General features: G+C 63.3%; 18 protein-coding genes and 1 pseudogene. 15 read left to right on the top strand and 4 right to left on the bottom strand.

Annotated features, from left to right (window positions below; all coding sequences use genetic code 11):
* The first annotated feature begins 24 nt into the window (after positions 1-24).
* The 7 genes from LDN85_RS01525 to LDN85_RS01495 all read left to right on the top strand — a co-directional run bounded on the left by LDN85_RS01525 (position 25) and on the right by LDN85_RS01495 (position 8338).
* On the top strand, positions 25-174 hold the full coding sequence (locus LDN85_RS01525) for a hypothetical protein (protein ID WP_167332903.1): 150 nt from the start codon (positions 25-27) through the stop codon (positions 172-174).
* A 124-nt stretch (positions 175-298) separates the two neighbouring features.
* Complete coding sequence (locus LDN85_RS01520; RefSeq protein WP_026548029.1) at positions 299-1087, top strand: SDR family oxidoreductase; 789 nt, start codon at positions 299-301, stop codon at positions 1085-1087.
* 64 nt (positions 1088-1151) lie between these two features.
* On the top strand, positions 1152-2393 hold the full coding sequence (locus tag LDN85_RS01515) for a styrene monooxygenase/indole monooxygenase family protein (RefSeq protein WP_223944388.1): 1242 nt from the start codon (positions 1152-1154) through the stop codon (positions 2391-2393).
* Between the two features lie 27 nt (positions 2394-2420).
* Positions 2421-4205: a flavin reductase gene (locus LDN85_RS01510; protein ID WP_223944387.1), complete on the top strand. Its 1785-nt coding sequence runs from the start codon at positions 2421-2423 to the stop codon at positions 4203-4205.
* 23 nt (positions 4206-4228) lie between these two features.
* Complete coding sequence (locus LDN85_RS01505) at positions 4229-5881, top strand: NAD(P)/FAD-dependent oxidoreductase (RefSeq protein WP_223944386.1); 1653 nt, start codon at positions 4229-4231, stop codon at positions 5879-5881.
* Between the two features lie 7 nt (positions 5882-5888).
* Positions 5889-6665 carry a cyclase family protein gene (locus LDN85_RS01500; protein WP_223944385.1) on the top strand — a complete coding sequence of 259 codons (777 nt, stop codon included), beginning with the start codon at positions 5889-5891 and terminating at the stop codon, positions 6663-6665.
* Positions 6662-8338: a thiamine pyrophosphate-binding protein gene (locus tag LDN85_RS01495; protein ID WP_223944384.1), complete on the top strand. Its 1677-nt coding sequence runs from the start codon at positions 6662-6664 to the stop codon at positions 8336-8338. Before LDN85_RS01500 ends, LDN85_RS01495 begins: the two co-directional genes overlap by 4 nt.
* Here the strand turns inward: LDN85_RS01495 and LDN85_RS01490 are convergent.
* From LDN85_RS01490 to LDN85_RS01480, 3 genes are read right to left on the bottom strand one after another with little or no spacing between them, the layout of a single operon-like run.
* The gene (locus tag LDN85_RS01490; protein WP_091552549.1) at positions 8335-9366 is read right to left on the bottom strand and encodes a LacI family DNA-binding transcriptional regulator; all 1032 of its coding nucleotides are present in this window, start codon (positions 9364-9366) and stop codon (positions 8335-8337) included. The genes LDN85_RS01495 and LDN85_RS01490 overlap by 4 nt on opposite strands.
* A complete protein-coding gene (locus LDN85_RS01485) occupies positions 9363-10943 on the bottom strand; it encodes a glycoside hydrolase 43 family protein (protein ID WP_223944383.1) in 1581 nt (526 codons plus the stop codon). The genes LDN85_RS01490 and LDN85_RS01485 overlap by 4 nt, the downstream gene beginning before the upstream one ends.
* Before the next feature lie 5 nt (positions 10944-10948).
* Complete coding sequence (locus tag LDN85_RS01480) at positions 10949-11830, bottom strand: DUF6807 family protein (protein WP_223944382.1); 882 nt, start codon at positions 11828-11830, stop codon at positions 10949-10951.
* 324 nt (positions 11831-12154) lie between these two features.
* Between LDN85_RS01480 and LDN85_RS01475 the strand changes: the two genes are divergently transcribed.
* The 7 genes and pseudogenes from LDN85_RS01475 (at position 12155) to LDN85_RS01445 (ending at position 20763) form a co-directional block, all read left to right on the top strand.
* Entirely contained in the window at positions 12155-13465 is a 1311-nt protein-coding gene (locus LDN85_RS01475) for an extracellular solute-binding protein (RefSeq protein WP_026541724.1), read from the top strand.
* Positions 13466-13498: 33 nt separating this feature from the next.
* Positions 13499-14449 carry a sugar ABC transporter permease gene (locus tag LDN85_RS01470; RefSeq protein ID WP_026541723.1) on the top strand — a complete coding sequence of 317 codons (951 nt, stop codon included), beginning with the start codon at positions 13499-13501 and terminating at the stop codon, positions 14447-14449.
* A 9-nt stretch (positions 14450-14458) separates the two neighbouring features.
* Positions 14459-15355 carry a carbohydrate ABC transporter permease gene (locus LDN85_RS01465; protein WP_026541722.1) on the top strand — a complete coding sequence of 299 codons (897 nt, stop codon included), beginning with the start codon at positions 14459-14461 and terminating at the stop codon, positions 15353-15355.
* Between the two features lie 68 nt (positions 15356-15423).
* Positions 15424-17406 (top strand): pectinesterase family protein, encoded by a 1983-nt coding sequence (locus LDN85_RS01460; protein WP_223944381.1) that lies wholly within the window; start codon positions 15424-15426, stop codon positions 17404-17406.
* A 1-nt stretch (position 17407) separates the two neighbouring features.
* A complete protein-coding gene (locus LDN85_RS01455; RefSeq protein WP_223944380.1) occupies positions 17408-18916 on the top strand; it encodes a right-handed parallel beta-helix repeat-containing protein in 1509 nt (502 codons plus the stop codon).
* 93 nt (positions 18917-19009) lie between these two features.
* Positions 19010-20151, top strand: a pseudogene (locus tag LDN85_RS01450) (zinc-dependent alcohol dehydrogenase).
* A 33-nt stretch (positions 20152-20184) separates the two neighbouring features.
* Positions 20185-20763: a hypothetical protein gene (locus LDN85_RS01445; RefSeq protein ID WP_026541719.1), complete on the top strand. Its 579-nt coding sequence runs from the start codon at positions 20185-20187 to the stop codon at positions 20761-20763.
* 88 nt (positions 20764-20851) lie between these two features.
* Here LDN85_RS01445 and LDN85_RS01440 read toward each other — a convergent pair whose 3' ends face one another.
* The gene (locus tag LDN85_RS01440) at positions 20852-21226 is read right to left on the bottom strand and encodes a universal stress protein (protein WP_223944379.1); all 375 of its coding nucleotides are present in this window, start codon (positions 21224-21226) and stop codon (positions 20852-20854) included.
* Between the two features lie 218 nt (positions 21227-21444).
* Between LDN85_RS01440 and LDN85_RS01435 the strand changes: the two genes are divergently transcribed.
* A complete protein-coding gene (locus LDN85_RS01435) occupies positions 21445-22251 on the top strand; it encodes an SDR family oxidoreductase (protein WP_051421598.1) in 807 nt (268 codons plus the stop codon).
* The last annotated feature ends 85 nt before the right edge of the window (positions 22252-22336 follow it).

Below are 22336 nucleotides of genomic sequence, written 5' to 3'. Positions count from 1 at the left end.
GTTACGGAAGCGAGGTGAGGACAAGTGAAGAACATCAAGCTGGTGCATGACCGGCGGGACGAATGGGATCAGAGTCACTTCGAACTCTGGGCGGCGGAGCTTCGGGCCAGGGAAACCCACCTCACTTCCGCGGCCTGGGTTGGCTGGCACGAAGAAGAGGAGGACCCTGCGTAATTCGGATAATCCCCGCACCAAATGGATATTCCGAAAGACCGCGCCTCCCTAGAGTCACTTGCAGGACAACTATGACGCACGTCATATTTCCGTAACATCATCGTCGCAGGAAAGGGTTTGGCACATGTCAGCACTCAAGGGCAGGACAGCGATAGTTACCGGTGGGGCCACCAAGGTGGGCCAGGGCGTGGTCACCGCCTTGCGGGACGCTGGAGCTGTGGTGGTGGTTGCGGATATAGACCCCGACGGCGCCTCCCTCGCCGCCGGGTTGGGCGAAGGAGTCCACTACTCCCACACAGATATCACCGACGATGCAGCCGTGGACCGGCTGGTCAGCGGGACCGCGGCCCGGCACGGCAGCCTGGACATCCTGGTCAATCTGGCCTGCACATACAAGGACGACGGCGGAGCATCAGGCCGGGCAGACTGGCTCGAAGCACTCAACGTCAACCTTGTCAGCGCGGTAGTGGCAAGCAACGCAGCCCGCCCCTACCTCAAGGCATCCGGACACGGTGCCATCATCAACTTCACCTCGATCTCCAGCTCAGTGGCCCAAACCGGTCGCTGGCTCTACCCGGCCAGCAAAGCAGCCCTGGTCCAGGTCACCCGCAGCATGGCCGTGGACTTCGCACCGGACGGCATTCGGGTCAACTCGGTCAGCCCCGGTTGGGTGTGGAGCAACATCATGGACTCCCTGAGCAACGGGAACCTCGAAAAGACCGACGCCGTGGCCGCCCCGTTCCATGCACTCAAGCGCGTTGGCCGCCCGCATGAGGTGGGCGACGTCGTCGCGTTCCTCGCCGGCGACCAGGCCAGTTTCGTGACCGGCGCGGATTGGGCCGTCGACGGCGGCTACTCCGCCCTGGGGCCGGAACGCGCCGAGGAAACCATCCCCCTCCTTGCCGCCAACTGAGAACAGCGACAGCCAAGCACAACAGCAACAGAGACCGCACAGACCAAGAGAAAAGGGCAACACCATGACGCAACGCCACATCACCATCGTCGGAGCGGGCCAGTCAGGACTGCAGCTCGGCATCGGCCTCCTCGACGCCGGGTTCCAGGTCACCACCATCTCCAACCGCACGCCTGAGGAAATCCATGATGGCAAAGTAGCCTCCAGCCAATGTATTTTCCACAACGCCCTGGAGCACGAGCGGGCCTTGGGCTTGGATTTCTGGCCGGACGCGCCCACCGTTGACGGCATTTCATTCACCATCCCCCACCCGGAGTTGCCGGGCGAGAAGGCCATCAGCTGGGCTTCCCGCCTGGACAACCACGCCAAGTCCATCGACCAGCGCGTGAAGTTCCCTAAATTCATGGAAGAGTTCACGGCACGGGGCGGCGAACTGGTGTTCGAGGACGCCGGAGTAGCCGAGCTGGAGAAGTACACGCAGAACTCGGATCTGGTGATTGTGGCGGCCGGCAAGGGCGAAATCGCGCAACTCTTCACCCGCGACGCCGAACGCAGCACCTACGACGCCCCGCAGCGCGCCTTGGCATTGACCTACGTCAAGGGCCTGAAACCCCGCGAAGAGTACTCGGCGGTCTCGTTCAACCTCATTCCCGGCGTGGGCGAATACTTCGTCTTCCCGGCCCTGACCACCACGGGTCCCTGCGAGATCATGGTGTTCGAAGGAGTTCCAGGCGGACCCATGGATACGTGGAAGGGCCTCTCCCCCGAGGAACACCTGCAGAACTCCAAAGACATCCTCAACACCTTCCTGCCGTGGGAAGCCGAACGGGCCACGGACGTGGAATTGACCGACCCCAATGGCATCCTTCAGGGACGCTTTGCCCCCACGGTCCGCCACCCCATTGCTACGCTGCCCAGCGGACGGCAGGTACTGGGCCTGGCCGACGTCGTGGTGTTGAACGATCCCATCACCGGGCAAGGCTCCAACAACGCCAGCAAGTGCGCGGCGTCGTACCTGGAAAGCATCCTCCAGCACGGAAGCGGGACGTTCGATGCCGGTTTCATGCAGGCCACGTTCGAGCGCTATTGGGATTACGCCCAGCACGTTGCACACTGGACAAATGCCCTCCTGGCTCCGCCGCCGCCCCACGTCCTTGAACTCCTTGGCGCCGCGAACAACGAGCCGGACATCGCGCACCGCTTCGCCAACGGCTTCAACCACCCGCCCGAATTCCAGGACTGGTTCATGTACCCGGACAAAGCCGCTGACTACCTTGCAGGCCTTTCCGCCGCCAAGGTTTCTTAGCACAACCCTGCTAAAAAGGACTCAACCATGCGAAAAATAGCAATCATTGGGGCAGGGGAATCGGGCGCCCAGCTGGCGCTCGGACTGCAACGGGACGGCTATGCGGTAACCCTTTTGTCCGACCGTTCCGCAGCCCAGATCCGCACCGGCAAAGTCATGTCCAGCCAGTGCATGTTTTCCACCGCCCTGGATGCCGAAGCCCAGCTGGGCACCTCCCTTAACGGGTTCTATGACTCCGGCTCCGTCCCTGAGATCACTTCCATCCGCCTCCGTGTGGATGCGGACGAGCCCATAGAGTGGGAAGCCCCCTTGGATGGCCCCGCCCGCTCAATTGATCAACGCATCAAGAGCGCCCTCTGGATCGAGACGTTCGTGGCCGCCGGGGGTGACTTCCGGATTGAGAAGGTCACCCCCCGCATGCTCGAAGAACTGGCCCGCGATTATGAGCTGGTCATTGTCAGCACTGGCAAGGGTGAGATCGGCCAGATCTTCCCGCGCGACAAGGCGAAATCGCCCTTCGACCGGCCGCAACGGGTGCTCGCGCTCAATTACGTCACGGCCGATGCCGGTGTGCCGGTCGCCGGCAATGAGTCACCGGACAGCGTCCCCAACAGCACCTCCAACAGCACCTCCAACAGCGCCGATGCCATCCGCATGTCCATGGCCCCCGGCGTCGGCGAGTTCTTTACCTTCCCCGGCCTGACCGTTTCCGGACCGTGCCGCATGATGGTGTTCGAAGGCGTGGTTGGTGGTCCCATGGACCGCTGGAGCGGCATCGAAACCCCTCAGGAACAACTGGACCGTTCGCTGGAAATCCTGCGCGAGCACTTCCCGCACGAGGCCGATAACTTCGCAACAGCCGAACTGACCGATAGCGGCGCCACGCTTCTGGGGCGCATCACGCCAACGGTGAGGTCCGCCGTCGGGGAGCTCGGGAACGGAAAGCTGGTGTTCGGGCTCGGCGACGCTGTGGTCCTCAACGATCCCCTCACCGGCCAAGGCTCAAACAATGCGACGCTGGCTGCAAAGTATTACCTCGACGCGATCATTCGCCGGGGCCAGCAGCCGTTCGACCGCAACTGGATGGAGCGGACGTTCGATGAGTTCTGGCGAGGCTGGGGCCAGTGGGCCGTGGAGTGGACCAATGATCTCCTCAAGCCGCGCCGGGACCACCAGAAGACGCTGCTCAGCGAAGCTGCGGAACACCCGGCTTTGGCAGCAGGCATCGCGGCAGGATTTGATGATCCCCGCACGTCCTACCCCTGGTGGTTCGATCCCACCGCCGCTGCCGACTTCATGCAGGCCCGCAAGGAGGAAGACACCGCGGTTTTCGACGTCCGGGACTTCAGGGGTGCGTTGGGCCAGTTCGCCACAGGCGTTACCGTGGTGACCACTGTTGCTGCAGACGGCCGAAAGGTGGGCATGACCGCGAACTCGTTCACGTCAGTCTCCATGGAACCCCCGTTGGTGCTGTGGTGCCCAGGCAAACGCTCACCCAGCCTGGGCGACTTCGAAAACGCCACCCACTTTGCCATCAACATCCTGGCCAGCGACCAGCACGTCCTGTCCCGCCAGTTCGCCACGCCGGCCACCGACAAATTCGCCGGCGCCGGGACCACCGAGGGCATCGCAGGGGTTCCGCTGCTGGACGGCGCGGTGGCCACCTTCCAGTGCCGCACGGTGTCCAGGTACGACGCCGGCGACCACGTCATCTACGTGGGTGAAGTGGAGAAATACGACTACGACGGCGGCGCTCCCCTGGTGTTCCATGCCGGTAAGTACCACGCCACAGCCAGCCACCCGGACTTCTAGCAACCCCCTTGAAAGGTGCGGACATGGACGATTCAGTTGACGTCGCGATCATAGGTTCGGGCATCAATTCCCTGGTTGCGGCAGCGGAGCTGGCGCTTGCCGGTAAGCGTGTGTGCATCATCGAACGCTCGGACCGGCTGGGTGGTTTCATTCATTCGGCGGAGCGGACGCTGCCCGGCTTCATCCATGATTCCTTCTCATCCTGGCACCCTCTGTTCGTGTCCGGCGGTGCCTACGCGGCGCTGGGAAAGGAACTGCATGCCAGGGGCTTGGAGTACTGCAACACCACCGAAGCTGTGACAGCCAGCGTTGCCGCGGATCCGGTGACCGGGGAGCATCGTGTGGTGATTGCGCAGCGGGATCCGGGTGAGACGGCTGCCGCGTTCACCCCCCCTGGCGACCAGGCTGCCTATGGGGCAATGCTGGACGACCTTGGACGGAATGCCGGCACGGTGTTCGGGGCGTTCGGGGCGGAACTCAGGTCCTTCGGGGAGGTCGCGAAGATTGCCTTTGGTGCTGTACGCCGGGGGCGTTTTGCGGGGACGGAAACATTCGTCAGGGACTCGGTGATGAGCGGCAGGAACTACACCCGCAGCCGCTTTGACGGGTGGGAAGCGGACCAGCTGTGGTCACCCTGGCTCCTGCACGCAGGGCTGGGCCCGGACCATGCAACCGGCGGTGTCATGTTGCCGGTGATGGCCATGAGCATGCACAGCTTCGGGATGCCGATCGTGAAGGGCGGGGCCTCCAGGTTCGTCGCGGCGTTTGAGTCGTTGCTGCGCGACAACGGCGTCCGGATCATGCTGGGCGCTGAGGCGGAGGAGATCCTGGTGGGGACCGGCAGCGGCTCCACGAAAGATGGCTCCGTCACCGGCGTCCGGACGTCGCAAGGAGTGGTTTCCGCAGGCACGGTGCTCGCCAACGTTTCCCCCCAGGCCCTGTACACCCGGCTCCTTCGCCAGCCACCGGCCGGCACTGCCGACGCAGCAGCCCGCTACCAGAACGGCCGGGGCGCCATGCAGATCCACCTGGCTCTGGATAAGCCTGTGGAGTGGCTTGATCCCCGGCTCAACACCGTCCCGCTGGTGCACATCAGCAGCGGCTCTGACAGCACGGGAATTGCGTGCGCCCAGGCTGAAGCAGGCCTGCTTCCCAGCGAACCCACGGTGGTGGTGGGGCAGCAATACGTGCTGGATCCATCGCGGGCTCCCGAAGGCAAGGCCACGTTGTGGCTGCAACTGCAGGAAGTCCCGTTCACGCCGGTAGGCGATGCGGCGGGCCAGTTGACCGTTGCGGAGGGCTGGACTGAGGAGTTGAAACAGGGCTACTTGGAACGGGTCCTGGCACGCCTGGAGAAGTTCGCACCGGGAACCAGGGCGACTGTCCTGGCCTCGGACATCATCGCTCCCACGGACCTGGCGGACGCGAATCCCAACGCCGTGAACGGCGACCCCTACGGAGGTTCCGCTGAGCTCTTCCAGAACCTTCTGTGGCGGCCGTTCCCCACGGCAGCCGGGCACCGCACCGCCGTCGACGGTCTTTGGCACATCGGCGCATCGACGCATCCCGGCCCTGGACTTTCCGGCGGTTCCGGACACCTGGTGGCGCAAAAACTGACCGCACCGCCTTCACGGCTTTCCCGCCTTCAAGCAGCACTTAAACCAAGCAAGCGATAGGAGAACAATGTCTGTTCTGGCCGGGCTCACTGCAGCCCTTTCGAGTGGTTCGGTGGAAATCATCGATCTCACCACGCCCCTGAGTTCTGAAACCCCCATCCTGAACCTGCCGCAGCCGTTCGCGAACACGGTGGGTTTGTCGGTCTCGCCGGTCAGTAATTTCGACGACGCCGGCCCGGCTTGGGCGTGGAACGACGTCACCGTGGGCGAACACGCCGGGACGCACCTGGACGCGCCGGTGCACTGGATCACCGGCAAGGACGGCAAGTCAGTGGACCAGATCGAACCGCACCGCCTGATGGGTCCGGTTGCGGTGATCGATAAGACCGCCGAGGTTGCCGCGGACCCGGATTTCCTGCTGGAACCGGAACATTTTGAGCAGTGGCAGGAGGAACACGGCTCTTTCCCGGAGAACTGCTGGATCATTTTCCGGACCGGTTGGGCTGCCCGCGGCACGGACCCGGCGGCTTTCGTCAACGCGGACGACGCCGGACCCCACACTCCCGGGGTCTCTGCCGCGGGCGCCAAGTGGCTCGCCGGGAACGCCTCGATCAGCGGTTTCGGTGTAGAAACGGTGGGGATCGACGCCGGCCAGGCCGGTTCGTTGGATCCGATGTTCCCCGTGCATTCGTTCCTCCTGGGAGCGGACAAGTACGGCGTGACCTCGCTGCGGAACGTGGACCGGCTCCCCGTCACCGGCGCCACCCTGGTGGTAGCGCCGCTGCCGATCGTGGGCGGCACGGGAAGCCCCAGCCGCGTGTACGCGCTGGTTGAAAAAGCATGAGCGGGCAAATACGGGTTTCCACGCTGGTGGGCAGGACGCTGGCGAAGCTCGGCGTCGGGCATGTTTTCGGGGTGGTTGGCAGCGGCAACTTCGATGTCACCGGCACCCTCATGGCCGAAGGCATCCCTTTCACCGCGGCCCGGCACGAGGGCGGCGCGGCGACCATGGCGGATGCTTACTCCCGGATGTCCAGCAAAGTGGGTGTGGTGACCACGCATCAGGGCTGCGGGCTAAGCAACGCCATCACCGGGATCGGGGAAGCAGCGAAAAGCCGGACGCCGATGATCGTGCTCACCGCCGATACCCAGGCCGCAGCCACCAGGTCCAACTTCAAGATCGACCAGGACGCCCTGGCCCGGAGCGTCGGCGCCGTGGCTGAGCGGATCCACTCCCCCGAAAGCGCTGTTGCGGACACTGTCAGGGCTTTCCGGACGGCGGTGAACGAGCGCCGCACGGTGGTCCTGAGCCTGCCGTTGGATATCCAAGGTGCCAGTTCGGCGGACGAGGTGGGTGCCGTCGTCGTGCCTGAACCCTTGAAGGTCCGCCCGGATACTGCCGGAGTGCAGCAACTGGTGGAGTTGATCGTCGCCGCGGAACGGCCCGTGTTCGTCGCCGGACGTGGCGGCAGGGGCGCAAGGGAAGAGATCCTGGAGTTGGCCCGGCACGCCGGTGCGCTGGTGGCAACCTCGGCCGTGGCCAGCGGCCTGTTCAATGGCGACTCCCACAACCTCGGCATCTCCGGCGGATTCTCCTCACCCACCACCGCGGAGCTCATCAGCAGCGCGGACCTGATTGTGGGCTGGGGATGCGCGCTGAACATGTGGACCATGCGGCACGGGAGACTGATCTCCACCGGCACCAAAGTCGTGCAGATCGACGTCGAAGATTCCGCGCTCGGCGCCAACCGGCCCATCACCCTCGGGCTCCTGGGTGACACGGCCCTGACCGCAGTGGATGCGTTGGAGGCCCTGCGTTCCGTGGAGTCCGAGCCCGTCGAAAAGTACCGCACTGAAGCCACCGCCCTGGCCATCAAGCAGGGCTCCAGGTGGCGGGACGTGGACACCGAGGACCTGTCCACCGAAACAGCCATCGATCCCCGCGTCCTCACCCGCGAACTCGACACCCTGCTCCCCACAGAGCGGATCGTGGCCGTGGACTCGGGCAACTTCATGGGCTACCCCAGCCAATACCTCGCCGTGCCCGACGAGTTCGGGTTCTGCTTCACCCAAGCGTTCCAGGCAATCGGGCTGGGCCTCTACACAGCGATCGGCGCGGCCCTGGCCCAACCACACCGGCTGCCCGTGCTGGGCGCCGGAGACGGTGGCTTCCTCATGGGCATCAGCGAACTCGAAACCGCCGCCCGCCTGAAACTGCCCCTGGTCTGCATCGTGTACAACGACGCCGCCTACGGTGCCGAAGTCCACCATTTCGCGCCGGAGCACACCGAGGACGAGCTTGCCAGCGTCGTGTTCCCGGAAACGGACATCGCCGCGATTGCCCGCGGATTCGGGGCCGAAGGCGTGACCGTCCGGACCGTGGCAGACCTGGAAGCCATCCGACCCTGGATCGCGGCCTACCAAGCCGGGACACAGGACCGGCCGCTGGTGATCGATGCGAAAATCGCCTCGGACGGCGGATCGTGGTGGCTGGCGGAGGCGTTCCAGGGCCACTAGTTAGGCGGGGCGGTGCTGGCGCGAACTACCAGCTCCGTGGCCACCTCAAGGGCTGCTGAGGAACCAAGGTCCGGCTGCTCGATCTGGTCCGCCAGAATGCCCACGGCCATCGACGCCAATTGGGCCAGGGGCTGCCGGACCGTGGTCAGGGGTGGTGAAGTCAGCGCCGCTTGGGCGATGTCGTCAAAGCCCACAACACTGAGGTCTGCCGGAATGCGCAAGGACCGCTGTGCTGCAGCGTTCATGACGCCCAGCGCCTGCAGGTCGCTGCCCGTGAAGATCGCGGTGGGCCGCTCGGGAAGGTCAAGGAGCTCGCCGCCCAGGCGAAGGCCGGACTCGATGCTGAAGTCGCCGTCGCGCACGAACTCCGGCAATACCGGCAGCCCGGCTTCGTGCAAGGCGGCGGCGTAGGCAGCGTAGCGGGCGCGGCCATGGCCGGGGCTGTGTACCCGGCCCGTAATGATGCCGATGCGCTGATGGCCCAGGCTCAACAGATGGGACACCGCTGCCAGTGCTCCGGAGAACGACGCCGGGCTGACGCTGGGAATCTGCAGCCCCTCCGACCCCTCGGGATCGATGGCGACGGCAGGAATGTTCAACGCCCGGGCTTGGTCCACCAGCGCCGACCCTTGGCGCGGCGCCAGCAGCATCACCCCGTCAAGGCGGTTGCTGGAGGGCTCCCGGAGTTTCTGCCAGTTCTCCACTGTGGCATTCACGGCCCGCGTGTACGCCACGGTATATCCGAGCCGCGCAGCGGCCGCTTCCACCCCTTCCATGGTTTCCAGGACCCAGGGGGAATCGAAGTTGTTCACCACAAGTTGCAGCAGGCCGGGCTCCGTGACGGTGTTCCGCTTGGTGTAGTCGAGCTCCTCCAACGCCTTCCGGACGCGTGCGCGCGTGGCTTCGGAGACGTGGGATCGGCCGTTCAGCACTTTGGAAACAGTGGGTACGGAGACACCCGCAGCCGCAGCCACATCAGCAATCCTGGGGCGTGGGGTGGCGGTCAACGGGGCGGTCCTTGAACTCATGGGGAAACTGCGGCGGCAATGCGCGGAGCGGTCGACCGGCGGACCGGCGAAGTTTCGACCCGCACGGGTCCAACGATAACACTGCCACTTTCGCGCGAACCCAGCGGTAAAGCCGTGAAAATCCCCAGCTCAGCCCCGATCCAGCGTCCCTCCACCACATCAAAATCCCAGAGCGGAATCTGCCAGGGATCCGTGGGACCCACCCGCCAGGCAAACGATGCCCGGGGGGTCTGGTCCGTGCGGATCTGCAGTTCGATCCGTGGCCCGGGAAGGTCCACGGCCCGCCCGACGGGAAGCTCGTGGGGACCTTCGCTGCCGGTGCCGCTGCCCAGGACGTACCCGTCGCCCGTCCGCACGATCCCCAACCAGGCGTACCGCTGGCCAAGAACCACGACGCCGGCCCTGGTGCCTGCCGGGACATCGTCAAGTTCCAGGGTGGTAGTGAAGGTGGACGGAACGCCGGGGAGGATCTGGCCCAGGACGTTGGGGAGCTCCCTGAGGTTGATGGGATCGTTGGCCTGCGGACGCAGGACCAGGTGCCCTCCTCCACAGGTGGAAAACCACTCCTTGCGGGGGTTGGCCTGCCAGTGCCACTGCGGCCCCAGTCCGGGAGTGGTGAAATTGTCGCTGGCTGGAGGTGCCACGGCTTCGGGCGAAGTACCCGCCGGATAGGGGTGGGTCAAAACCGGGGTTCCCGGTCCGCCGTCGTCCGCTGTTTTGCCCATCCATGGCCAGCCGTCCGCGTCCCAACCCATGGGTTGGAGATGGACAACCCGGCCGTAAGCTCCGCGGTCCTGGAAGTGCAGGAACCAATCCTGGCCCTCGGGAGTGGTGACCCAGGCGCCCTGGTGGGGGCCGTTCACCGGCGAATCGCCCTGCTCCAGCACCCGGCGTTCCTGATAAGGCCCGAACGGCGAGCGGGAACGGAACACCGACTGCCACCCGGTGGAGACCCCGCCGGCGGGCGCGAAGATCCAGTACCAGTCATCGCGCTTGTAGAACTTGGGGCCCTCCAGCGTGGTGAATCCGGGCAGGTCTTCGCCGTTGATGACGTGCGTCCCGTGGTCCAGCAATCGTGTGGCGTCGGGGCTCATCCGGTGGACTGTCAGCCGGTTCTTCACCCCGATGCGGCTTTTTGCCCAGCCGTGCACGAGGTACGCCTGCCCGTCGTCGTCCCACAGCGGGCACGGATCTATCAGGCCACGGCCTGCGTACAAAAGGTGCGGCGCGCTCCACGGCCCTTCGGCTTTGTCCGCGCTCAGGACGAAGATTCCATGGTCCGGGTCCGGGTAGAAGATCCAGAACTTCCCGTCGTGATAGCGGAGTGCGGGAGCCCATACGCCGCTTCCGTGGCGCACCAGGGAGTAGTGGCTTGTTTGTGGAAGTTCCGCGAGGGCATGCCCGATGTGTTCCCAATCCACCAGGTTGGTGGAGCGCAGAACGGGCAGGCCAGGGACCCGGTTGAAGCTGGAGGCAATCAGGTAATAGGTGCCCCCAACCTGGACGGCGTCCGGGTCCGGCCAGTCGGCGTTGAGGATGGGGTTGCTGTATTCGCGCGTGCGGTGTCGATTTCCCATGGTGGTCATGGTGTCCTGTCGGGTGAGTTGCTGAAGTGAAAGTGCTGCTGAAGGAGTTCCTGGGCGTGACTGCTGGTGGACACTGCGCCGTCATGGATCACTGCGTGGAGGCTGAGGATCAGTGGATTGTCCCGGTCCGCCGATGCTGCCTTGTCCCACGCGACGGCAGGGCCCGCGCCGATGTACCCCTCGGTCCTCACGAACCATGGACGCAGCTGGCTGGAGTCCTGGGCGAGGATCACGCTGGCATCCTGGCCTTGGTGCCGGAGTCCCACCACGAGCCATGGTGACAGGGAACCGTGCGCTGCCCCGGCGCCTGCCCCTGAGGAACAGAGCACATGCGACGGTGCGTCGCCGACGGGAAACCGCCAAAAGATGCCGCCGTAGCCGGCTCCCGCACGTCCCTTAACGGCCGACGACGATACGGACAGTTGCTCCACGGAACCGGCGGGGCGGATCACCGAGGTAAAGGAAAGACTCCACGTGTTAGGGGCCGGGTGCTCCCCGTAAAGGTAGCTCCGCTGTTCGCTGGCCACTGCCTCGTTGCTGTGGCTGATCCAGGTAATGGTTCCTTCTGCGCTGCCGGCTTCCGTCTGGCCTGCTCTGTGCTCCCAGCCAGAGGCGATCTGGCGCCCATGGTTGGGGAGGATCTCCGGGCCGTTCTGCGTGTACGTTGACCCTCCCCAGAAATTGCTTCCGTTCAGGTCGGAGAACGCCAGGGACAAGCCCAAGTGGTGTGGGTGGTCTTCCGGTGCGGCCTCGGTAAGGCCCACTCCGGTCATCGTCCGGATGGGGTGAAGGTAGGGCCTGGGAGCAACGATCCCCGGCAGGTCCTGCCCGGCGTTCTCCTGCATCACGCACGCTCCGTTGAGGTGGAAGCTTTCCATTCGGCCCCCTTCGGGATGTGTTGGATTGTGCAGCTGGGGCAGCTGTGGCAGTTGTGGACATCAGCATAAACACGACAGAAAGAGTTCGGCAACATGTAAAGAAAGTTTCTTATATAAATTTCTCCCGAGCTCCCTCGATGTGTTGACAGTCACAGCAATTCCTTGCTAGAAATCGTTTACTCACTACTTTTCACCTCCCGAAACTCACCACTCGCGCCAGTTGCTTGGCTCACTATCAATTTTCAGTGCAGAAAGTTTCTGCACTCATGCGGCTGGAAAGTCATCATTCACCTCTGCTCATGAACATCAGAAAGGCGTCATTCAATGAAGAAGACAGCAAGCACTCCCATCCCACGCAGGATGGTCCTGGGGGCTGCAGTGGTCGCGGCCGGCTTGGCCCTCGCCGGTTGCGGAGGAGGTGGTGGCGCACAGGCCGGCAGCGGTGGAAACGTCGAGTTGAACTTCGTGTTCTGGGGCGATGCAAACCGTGCCAAAATGACCGAAGCGGCCCTGCGGATCTTTGAGAAGAAGAACCCCGGCATCACCGTCAAGACCGAATACCAGGACAGCGGCCCCTACGCCGACAAGCTCGCCACCCGGTTCGCCGGCGGCAACCCGCCCGATGTCCTGGCCATGGCCAACCGAAGCCTCCTGGAATACGCCCAACGCGGCACCCTGGCCGATCTCAAATCGTTCCCCGAGCTGAACCTGGACAAGGTTCCCGAAACCACGCTGAGCCGCGGCGAGGTGGACGGCAAGCTCTACGGCCTGGCCACCGGCGTCACCACCATTGGCATGGTGGTCAACAAAACCATCACGGACCAGGCAGGGGTGACCATCCCGGATGACAAGACCTGGAGCTGGGAGGACTACGCCAAGTTCGCCACCGAAGTCACCGAAAAGACCGGCGGAAAAGTCTACGGGGCCGGTTACGACGTCGCCACCGAAACGGGACCCATCATCCTGGCCCGCCAACGCGGCGAAGACTTCTACACCAAGGACAACAAGCTGGGTGTCAGCGCAAAAACCATCGAGGACTGGTTCCAGTACAGCGTGGACCTCCGCAAAGCCGGGGGCTACCCACCCGCCGGGTTCTTCGAACAAATAGGCGGTTCCCCCGCCCAGTCCTACCTGGCCAAGGGCACTGTGGCTTCCCAGATCATCCCCATCAACAACTTCCGGGGCTACAACGAGGCTGTTGAAGGTGAAGTGGTCCTGCTGCGTATTCCGGGCGAAACCACCGGCGAGCGCCGGGGCTACTCCGCGGACCCCACCATGTTGTGGTCCATCGCTGCCAAGTCCAAGCACCCCAAGGAAGCAGCCAAGTTGGTGGACTTCCTGACCAACGATGCCGAGGGCGCCGCCGAGGTCCTTACCCAGCGCGGCGTCCCCATCAACCCGGAGGTGGCCGAGGCCATCACCCCCAAGTTGAGTGCCGATGACAAGACGTTCGTGGACATGATGGCCGCCATCCAGGAAGACGAACTCCCTGCTGCCTACGTGTATCCGAAGGGCGCCAGCGTTGTGGCCGACACCCTCAAGCAGTTGACCACTGAAGTGGAGTTCGGCCGTGTAAGTCCCGCCGATGCCGCGAAGACCTTCATGGAGAAGAGCAATGCAGCCATCAACAAGTAGCTCCGGATCCACTCCCGAGGGGACGGTGGCACCATGTCGGTTCTGACCAAACAGCCGGCCGGCTCTTCCGCCCCGGCTTTGACAGGAAACGGCAAGCCCCGCATCCGGCCTTCCCGGCGGAAAAAGCAGCGGTCCGGATATCTGTTCCTGCTCCCCTGGTTCCTGGGGATGCTGTTCACTGTCATTCCGTTCTTCGCCTCGCTGTACCTGGCCTTCACGGACTACAACCTCTTCACCGAGCCGAACTTTGTGGGGCTCGCCAACTTCCAGGCGATGTTCGAGGACCCCCGGCTCCTTCAGTCGCTGAAGGTCACCTTCATTTACACGTTCGTGTCCGTGCCGATATCCCTGGCCGTTGCGTTGCTGGTGGCTTTGGTGCTGAACCGGGGACTCCAAGGCCTGTCCATCTACCGCTCGGTGTACTACCTTCCTTCCCTGCTGGGCGGGAGCGTGGCGATCGTGATGCTGTGGCGCTACATCTTCGGCAATGACGGGATCGTCAACGGGTTCCTCGGATTGTTCGGGATCCAGGGTCCGGCATGGGTCACCGACCCGCAGTTCTCACTGAGCACCCTGATTGTGCTGAACGTGTGGACCTTCGGCTCTCCCATGGTGATTTTCCTCGCGGGCCTGCGGCAGGTGCCGGGCATGTACTACGAGGCGGCATCCATTGACGGTGCCTCCAAGTGGCGGCAGTTCCGGAGCATTACCCTGCCGCTGATCAGCCCCATCATCTTCTTCAACCTCATCATGCAGCTCATCGGCTCGTTCCAGACGTTCACCCAGGGCTACGTGATGAGTGGTGGTACGGGTGGTCCGGCTGATTCAACGCTGTTCTACAACCTGTACCTGTACCAAAAGGGCTTCACCGAGTTCGAGATGGGGTATGCCTCGGCCATGGCCTGGCTGCTGTTGATGATCATCGCGATTTTCACCGCCATCAATTTCATCGCATCCAAGTTCTGGGTCTTCTACGACAATTAAGGCAACCTCATGGCACTCCTTGATCTACCCCTCAAGCGCAAGTTGGCCAAGCAGGAACAGCCCGAAGATGCCCTGACAGGCACGCCGGCTTCCCGCTTTTCGCGGCACCTGATCCTCTGCCTGGTGGGGCTGGTGATGCTCTATCCCCTGCTGTGGCTGATCTCCAGTTCGCTGAAGCCCAGCAACGATATCTTCCGGCAGCTGGGACTGTGGCCGGAAAACTGGGACTTCTCCAACTACGCCCAGGGTTGGACCGCCCTGGACCAGCCCTTCCACGTGTACCTGATCAACTCGATGGTGATCGTGGTCTTCTCCATCATCGGCAATATCTTCTCCTGCGCGCTGGCAGCCTACGCCTTCGCCCGGATGGAGTTCACCGGTCGGAAACTGTTCTTTGCCCTCATGCTGGGAACCCTGATGTTGCCGGGCCACGTTCTGTTGGTTCCGCAGTACATCATTTTCTCCCAACTGGGATGGCTGGACACCTACCTCCCGCTGATCGTCCCCAACTTCATGGCCACCAATGCCTTCTTCATCTTCCTGATGGTGCAGTTCATGAAGTCGCTGCCCAAGGAACTGGACGACGCCGCGCAGATTGACGGCTGTGGCCCCTTCCGGACCTTCATCCGGGTGATCCTGCCGCTGTGTGTTCCGGCCATGGCCACCACGGCGATCTTTACGTTCATCTCCACCTGGAACGAGTTCTTCGGGCCGCTCCTTTATATCCAGAACCAGGATTTGTACACCGTTCCCCTGGCCCTGCGCGCGTTCATGGATTCCGAAGGCCAGAGCATGTGGGGTCCCATGTTTGCGATGTCCGTGGTGTCCATTGCACCGATTATCGGTTTCTTCATCGCCGGGCAGAAGTACTTGATCAACGGCATTGCCACCACGGGGCTTAAGTAGGCCCTCCACCACGGGGCCAGCAAGACCACTACAGACAGATCAACACTGACAAGACAAAGGAGTTTTGCATGCGCCTGCGACGCCTGCTCGGCGCGGTGACCGCCGTCGTCATTCTTGGAAGCCTTACCGCTGTGCCCGCCAGGGCAGAGTCCCAGCCCGGCGGAACCGACGCGTCGACCGAAGCCGCCGCATTATGGAAGCAGCGGCCGGACGGATTCGCGTCCTTGCCCGGCAATGGACTGGAGGGGACCACCGGTGGCCAGGCCGGGCGGCACGTCAGCGCTTCTTCACTGGAAGAGCTGAAAACCTATGCCGCGGCTGAGGAGCCTCTGGTCATCTTCGTCAAGGGCAGCATCACCGCCGCGGACTACGTCAAGATTCCGGTCTCCTCCAACAAGAGTTTCATTGGCACCGGCGCAGGCGTGGAACTGGTCAATGCCGGGTTCAAACTCATCAATGTCTCCAACGTGATCTTCCGGAACTTCACAGTCCGTGACTCCTACATTCCAGGTGACTGGGATGGAAAGCGCCCGGACAACGACCGCGACGGGATCCAGCTCGATACCTCGCACCACGTGTGGGTGGACCACATGAAGTTTGAGCGCATGGGTGACGGCATGATCGACACCCGCAAGGACTCCGATTACCTCACGTACTCGTGGAACATTTTCGCGGACAACAACAAGGCACTCGGTGTGGGCTGGACCAGCAATGCCGTCACCAAAATGACCATCCACCACAACTGGATCCGCAACACCGTCCAACGGAACTTCAGCCTGGACAACACCGCGGCAGCCCACGTTTACAACAACTACCTGCAGGACATCGGGCAGTACGGAATGATGGGCCGCAACGCCGCCAAGGTGGTCCTGGAAGGCAACTACTTCACCGCTGTTGCTGATCCCGTCGTGGCCAAGGACCCGGCAACGGAGATCGTCAACCGCGACAACGTCTTCGATGCCACCCGCGGCCGCAAGGACAACATCGGCACCGCCTTCGACCCCACGCAGTCCTACGCCTACGCCAAGGACGAGGCCACCAACGTGCCACGCCTGGTCACTTCGAGCGCCGGACCACGCGGAAACAAGGCATCAAGCACGACGACGGAAGTCACCGTCGCGCTGGACGGCACCGGCGACTTCGGCAGCGTCCAAGCCGCCATCGGCTCGATTCCCGTGGGCAATACCGAACCCCGGACCATCACTATCAAGCCGGGCTTCTACAGGGAAGCGGTCAACATTTGGGCTGACCGGCCCAACGTGACGCTGCAAGGATCAACAGGTAACCCGTCCGACGTCGTGATCTCCTACGACACCCCCGCCAACGGTGCCAAGTTCTTCGGCGGCACGTGGGGCGCAGCGGGCAGCGCCACACTCAACGTCCTGGCGCAGGACACTACCGTCCGCAACCTCACCGTGGAGAACGCCTACGACGAAGCCGTCAACGGTGGAAGCCAGGCCCTCGCGGTCAGGACCGTGGCGGACCGCGTACTCTTCGAAAACACCAGGTTCCTGGGAAACCAAGACACCTACCTCGCCGACACTGCCGGCCGGGACGCGACCGCGCGGACCTACCTGAAGGACTGCTACATCGAAGGCGACGTGGACTTCCTCTACGGCCGGGGCACCGCTGTCTTTGACGCTTGCACCATCCACTCCCTGGACCGCGGAAGCGACACCAACAACGGCTACATCGTGGCTCCGAGCACCAAGAACTCCAACCCGTACGGCTTCCTGATCGTCAACAGCACCCTCACCTCCGATGCCGCTCCCGGGACCGTTAGCCTGGGCCGGCCCTGGTTTGCCAGCAGCGATCCCGAAGCCCACCCCATGGCCGTCATCCGCGAGTCACAGCTGGGCAGCCACATCGCGGTGCAGGGTTGGTCGGACATGAGCGGGCATGCGTGGACCGAGGGCCGGTTTGCCGAGTACAACAACACGGGGCCAGGGGCTTACGTCAACGGGTTCCATCCGCAGCTCACGCCCACAGACGCCCTCAAGTTCACCAAGGAAACATTCCTGGGTGACTGGACTCCGGCGGCAGGTGCTTGAGATGACGAACGCACACAACCCGGCCATCCGACGTCGAACGCTTCTTTCCGCCGGGCTTGCCGCCGGTACCTTGGCCTCCACGGGCCTGCTGGGAGCGGCTACGCGGGCTGCCGCGGCTGAAGACGTGCTGCCGGGCTTTGGTTCCAACGGGTTCAGGGAAGCGGGACTGCCTGTCGAGCGCGGGCCCATCAACCACGGGCCCATCAACCACGGGCAAGGCGGCGCCTGGACCGTGGCACCCACCGGGTTCGCCGGCATCGCTGCGCATGGCAGGGACGGCACCACTGGCGGGGCCGGCGGCAGGGTGGTCCACGCAGGCACGCCGGATCAGCTCCGCGGGTTCGCCAAGAGCACCGAAGCACTGGTGGTGATCCTGCACGGAGAGCTGGTCTTCCCGCAGTACGAAAAACTGACAGTGACATCCAACAAATCCTTCCTCGGTGCAGGCGAAGGAGCGGCGGTGGTCAATGCCGGGTTCAAGCTGGTGAACGTGGCCAACGTGGTGTTCCGCAACTTCACTGTCCGGGATTCCTACATTCCCGGAGATTTTGTGGGAAAGCGTCCTGACAATGACAGGGACGGGATCCAGATGGACACCAGCACGCACGTCTGGGTGGACCACATGCACTTCACCCGCTTGGGCGACGGCCTGGTGGACATCCGCAAGGACTGCGACAACGTCACGCTGTCCTGGAACGTCTTCTCGGACCACAACAAGGCCCTGGGCGAGGGGTGGACCCAGAACGTGGTCACCCGGCTGACACTGCATCACAACTGGATCCGGAACACCCACCAGCGCAACGCCAGCCTGGACAACACTGCGGCCTCCCACGTCTTCAACAACTATCTGGAGGACATCTCCAGTTATGGGATGTTGGGGCGGAACGCTGCCCTGTTGGTGGTGGAGGGAAACTATTTCCGGGACGTCCGGAACCCCCTGCACCACCAAGGTCCCGGCGGCGAACTGATGGCCCGCAACAACGTCTTTGACGACTGCACGGGGAACACCGGAGAGGAACGGGGTACTGCGTTCGTGCCGCCATATTCCTACGAGCTGACTCCGCCCAAAGCGCTCCCTGCCCTGGTGCGTGCTTTCGGCGGGCCGTTGGGCGGGACCACGCCTGCGCTCCGGGAAGTGTTGACCGTGGCGCTGGATGGCACGGGCGATTATGCCAGTATCCGCGCGGCGATCGGCGCCATTCCCGCCAACAACTCCCGCCCTGTCACTGTGCTCCTGCAGCCCGGTATTTATCACGAGCCGTCGGTGATTTGGGGCGACCGCCGCAACATCACCCTGGCCGGGGCGACGGGGAACGCCCCGGACGTGATCCTGACCAACAGCGAAGGTGTCACGCTCCTGGTGGCGGCGGACGGTTCCACGCTGCGGGACCTCACCGTCACTTCCGATACCCCGCAGCCGGGCCCAGTGCTGCTGTCCACGGGAAGGGACGTCACCCGCTCCAACGTCACGGTGCTCAATGGTACGGTGCTCGACGGTGCGGCCGGGTAGATGCCGGGTAGATATGTCAAGGGTGGACATCATTAATAAGTAGCCTTAGCATTTTTACCGTATATCGAAGGCCAGCTGTTGGAGGCGGCAAAAATGCGAGCAATGGTGTACCGCGGCCCTTATAAAGTCAGGGTCGAAGAAAAAGATATCCCCCGGATCGAGCATCCCAATGACGCCATAGTCCGGGTGACGGGAGCCGCGATCTGCGGCTCGGATCTTCACCTGTATCACGGCATGATGCCCGATACGCGGGTGGGGATGACGTTCGGGCATGAATTCGTGGGCGAGGTCCACCAAGTCGGCCCGTCCGTGGAGAACCTGAAGGTGGGCGACCGCGTCATGGTTCCCTTCAATGTGTACTGCGGGTCGTGCTTCTTCTGCGCCCGCGGACTGTATTCCAACTGCCACAACGTCAACCCGAACGCGACGGCGGTGGGCGGCATTTACGGCTACTCCCACACCACCGGCGGTTACGACGGCGGCCAGGCGGAGTTCGTGCGGGTGCCGTTCGCCGACGTCGGGCCCGGCAAGATCCCCGAATGGATGGACCAGGAGGACGCGGTAATGCTCACCGACGCCCTCCCCACCGGCTACTTCGGGGCCCAGTTGGGAGACATTGAACAGGGCGACACGGTGTGGTTTTTGGTGCCGGACCGGTGGGGCTGTACGCCGCGAAGTCGTCGTGGTTGATGGGCGCGGGGCGCGTGATCGTCATTGACCACCTGGAGTACCGCTTGGAGAAGGCCCGGGAGTTTGCCCACGCCGAAACGTACAACTTCAATGAATACGACGACATTGTGGTGGAAATGAAGAAGGCCACGGACCATCTTGGCGCAGACGTGGTGATTGACGCCGTCGGAGCCGAAGCTGACGGCAACCTCACCCAACACATCACATCGTCCAAGTTCAAGCTGCAAGGCGGTTCGCCCGTTGCCTTGAACTGGGCCATCGATTCGGTCCGCAAAGGCGGAACGGTGTCGGTGGTGGGCGCTTATGGGCCGATGTTCAGCGCCGTGAAGTTCGGAGATGCCATGAACAAGGGGCTGACGCTGCGAATGAACCAATGTCCCGTGAAGCGGCAGTGGCCACGGCTGTTCGAGCACATTCAGAACGGCCACCTGAAGCCCAGCGACATCATTACGCATCGGATTCCGCTGGAACACATCGCCGAGGGGTATCACATCTTCTCGGCCAAGCTGGATGACTGCATCAAGCCGATCGTGACCACTGTCTAGGCGTCCGGATCAGGCATAGCAAGGAGGAACATCATGCCGTACACAGCAGAAAGGCCGATCCCGCGGCCAACGCCTGAAGAACTGCGGGCCAAAATTCCGGGGTGGGGCGTCGATCTGGACCCCAAGGACCGGCCGTCTTTCCCACGCGAGCAGCGCGGGATTCCCACCGGTGCGCACTGGGACTTCCCTGAGCGCCAGGAAGAGAAGTGGCCCCGGGAACGCTCTGTTGAACACAAATTCCTGACGCCTGTTTTTGGAACATCCACCCCTCCAAAGGGCGTTTCAGGTGCCATCCGGAAGTACGCCTATAAGTACAGCGTAGGACGGGCCGCGCACTGGCTGCTCCTGATCGCGGGTGACCGGGTTGATGCCTGGGAAAGCCACCTGCGGTCCTTTGGCACACTGCACCCGGACAACCCGATCACCGAAACCGGGGTGCTGAGCGAGTTCAAGAACCGCGGCATCGCTTCACGGTGGGGAAGGAAGCGGGCGGATACCAAGCACCAGTGGATGGACCCGATCATCGTCGCCGGGCCGTGGCTGCTGGTGGGCACCGGTGTGGTCCTGGCCCTCAAGGGCATCACGAAGGCCACCCGTAAGACCCGCCGCTAAGCCCAGCTACGCCGCCCGGAACCCAACTGAGTAACAGCAGAGGCCGTTGTGAACTTCCACAACGGCCTCTGCCAGGTACTTTGGTTGGCTACGCGTCTACGTCCGTGTTCACGATGTACACGTCGCACGGTGCACCGTGTGCCACGCTGTTGGCGATGCTGCCCAGGACGCGGCCCAAGCCCCTCATGCGCTTGTTGCCCACCACGATCAGCGAGGCGTTGTTGGTCTCGGCGTAGTTGATGAGGGCGTTGGCCGGTGTTCCGCGGGCCGCGAAGTACTTGATGTTGCCTGCGGGGACGTCCAGCTCCTCGGAAACCTTGCGGGCAACGTATTCCGCTGAGTCGGCCGAGGACACTGTGATGCGGTCGCTGCCGCTGCCGAATTCTTCGATCCGGTCATCGGAGAAGCCGCTGATTACGTGCAGTTCGGCGCCGAGTGCGGTGGCGAGCTTCGCTGCTGCCACGGCTGCCCGTTTGGCCGTCTAGCTGCTGTCAACGCCGACCACAATAACTTCTGACATGAGTACTCCTGGTTGTGGGGATTCACTGGGTGCTGCTGCAAGAAAATCTACACTCGATCACCTTCGGCCGGGATAACCCTTTGAACCGGGAGTGTTTACGGCCGGTGTCACTGGGTAGGGATACAACTATCGGAACGATCACACGACCGAAAGGCAGGACCATGAGCAGCGCACCATTTTCTCCGCAGACCGCCATCGTCACAGGATCGGATTCAGGCATCGGAAAGGCCACTGCGGTGGCGTTGGCCAAAGCCGGCATGGACGTTGGCATCACGTGGCACTCAGACCAGCAGGGCGCGGAGGAAACAGCCGAGGAAGTCCGCGGTCTCGGCCGGAAAGCAGTGGTCCATCAACTGGACACCACGGATGTCCGCGGAACAGCTGCCGCCATCGAGGATCTGGCGGAGGAACTTGGCGGGGTGGATGTATTCGTCAACAACTCCGGCACCGGCGATGGCACCAAGTTCCTTGAGTTGGACTACGACACCTGGATGTCCACCTTGGACACCAACCTCAACGGCGCCTTCGTGGCCATGCAAACAGCTGCCAAGCGGATGGTGAAGGCCGGCCGCGGCGGGCGGATCATCGCAGTCACCAGCGTCCATGAGTTCCAACCACGTGTTGGGGCCTCGGCCTACGACGCTTCCAAGCACGGTCTGGGTGGCCTCATCAAGACCATGGCCCTGGAACTCGCTGAACACGGGATTACCGCCAACAATGTGGCACCGGGTGAGATCGCAACCCCCATGACCGGCCAGGAAGACGAGGACCCCAAGGGCAAGGAACGTCCCGGCGTGCCTGTTGGCCGTCCCGGTGACGCCCGCGAGATCGCAGCGGTGATCGCATTCCTGGCGTCCCCGGATTCGAGCTACGTCAACGGCGCATCGTGGCCGGTGGACGGCGGAATGCTGCAGATGGGGCCGCAGGCGGGCTCGCACATCACCAGCAATGATTGGCGCGAAAGCTAGGCCGCTGCAGGCTCTGGCCGCGCGGTGATCCGTGGGCTAGTCTGCATAAACGGCCTGCCCGGCGGGCCGGATTTACCTTTCCAGA

This window comes from Arthrobacter sp. StoSoilB20 (assembly GCF_019977295.1).
GTDB lineage: Bacteria > Actinomycetota > Actinomycetes > Actinomycetales > Micrococcaceae > Arthrobacter > Arthrobacter nicotinovorans_A.
Note: the sequence above shows the minus strand (reverse complement) of the source record. Positions and strands in the feature narration are given on the sequence as shown.

Excerpts from the sequence above, each read along its gene's own strand:
- LDN85_RS01505 (WP_223944386.1), top strand. The coding sequence starts at position 4,229 with ATGGACGATTCAGTTGACGTCGCGATCATAGGTTCGGGCATCAATTCC.
- LDN85_RS01460 (WP_223944381.1), top strand. The coding sequence starts at position 15,424 with ATGCGCCTGCGACGCCTGCTCGGCGCGGTGACCGCCGTCGTCATTCTT.
- LDN85_RS01520 (WP_026548029.1), top strand. The coding sequence starts at position 299 with ATGTCAGCACTCAAGGGCAGGACAGCGATAGTTACCGGTGGGGCCACC.
- LDN85_RS01475 (WP_026541724.1), top strand. The coding sequence starts at position 12,155 with ATGAAGAAGACAGCAAGCACTCCCATCCCACGCAGGATGGTCCTGGGG.
- LDN85_RS01500 (WP_223944385.1), top strand. The coding sequence starts at position 5,889 with ATGTCTGTTCTGGCCGGGCTCACTGCAGCCCTTTCGAGTGGTTCGGTG.
- LDN85_RS01465 (WP_026541722.1), top strand. The coding sequence starts at position 14,459 with ATGGCACTCCTTGATCTACCCCTCAAGCGCAAGTTGGCCAAGCAGGAA.
- LDN85_RS01490 (WP_091552549.1), bottom strand. The coding sequence starts at position 9,366 with ATGAGTTCAAGGACCGCCCCGTTGACCGCCACCCCACGCCCCAGGATT.
- LDN85_RS01455 (WP_223944380.1), top strand. The coding sequence starts at position 17,408 with ATGACGAACGCACACAACCCGGCCATCCGACGTCGAACGCTTCTTTCC.
- LDN85_RS01445 (WP_026541719.1), top strand. The coding sequence starts at position 20,185 with ATGCCGTACACAGCAGAAAGGCCGATCCCGCGGCCAACGCCTGAAGAA.
- LDN85_RS01515 (WP_223944388.1), top strand. The coding sequence starts at position 1,152 with ATGACGCAACGCCACATCACCATCGTCGGAGCGGGCCAGTCAGGACTG.
- LDN85_RS01495 (WP_223944384.1), top strand. The coding sequence starts at position 6,662 with ATGAGCGGGCAAATACGGGTTTCCACGCTGGTGGGCAGGACGCTGGCG.
- LDN85_RS01470 (WP_026541723.1), top strand. The coding sequence starts at position 13,499 with ATGTCGGTTCTGACCAAACAGCCGGCCGGCTCTTCCGCCCCGGCTTTG.
- LDN85_RS01485 (WP_223944383.1), bottom strand. The coding sequence starts at position 10,943 with ATGGGAAATCGACACCGCACGCGCGAATACAGCAACCCCATCCTCAAC.
- LDN85_RS01480 (WP_223944382.1), bottom strand. The coding sequence starts at position 11,830 with ATGGAAAGCTTCCACCTCAACGGAGCGTGCGTGATGCAGGAGAACGCC.
- LDN85_RS01510 (WP_223944387.1), top strand. The coding sequence starts at position 2,421 with ATGCGAAAAATAGCAATCATTGGGGCAGGGGAATCGGGCGCCCAGCTG.
- LDN85_RS01435 (WP_051421598.1), top strand. The coding sequence starts at position 21,445 with ATGAGCAGCGCACCATTTTCTCCGCAGACCGCCATCGTCACAGGATCG.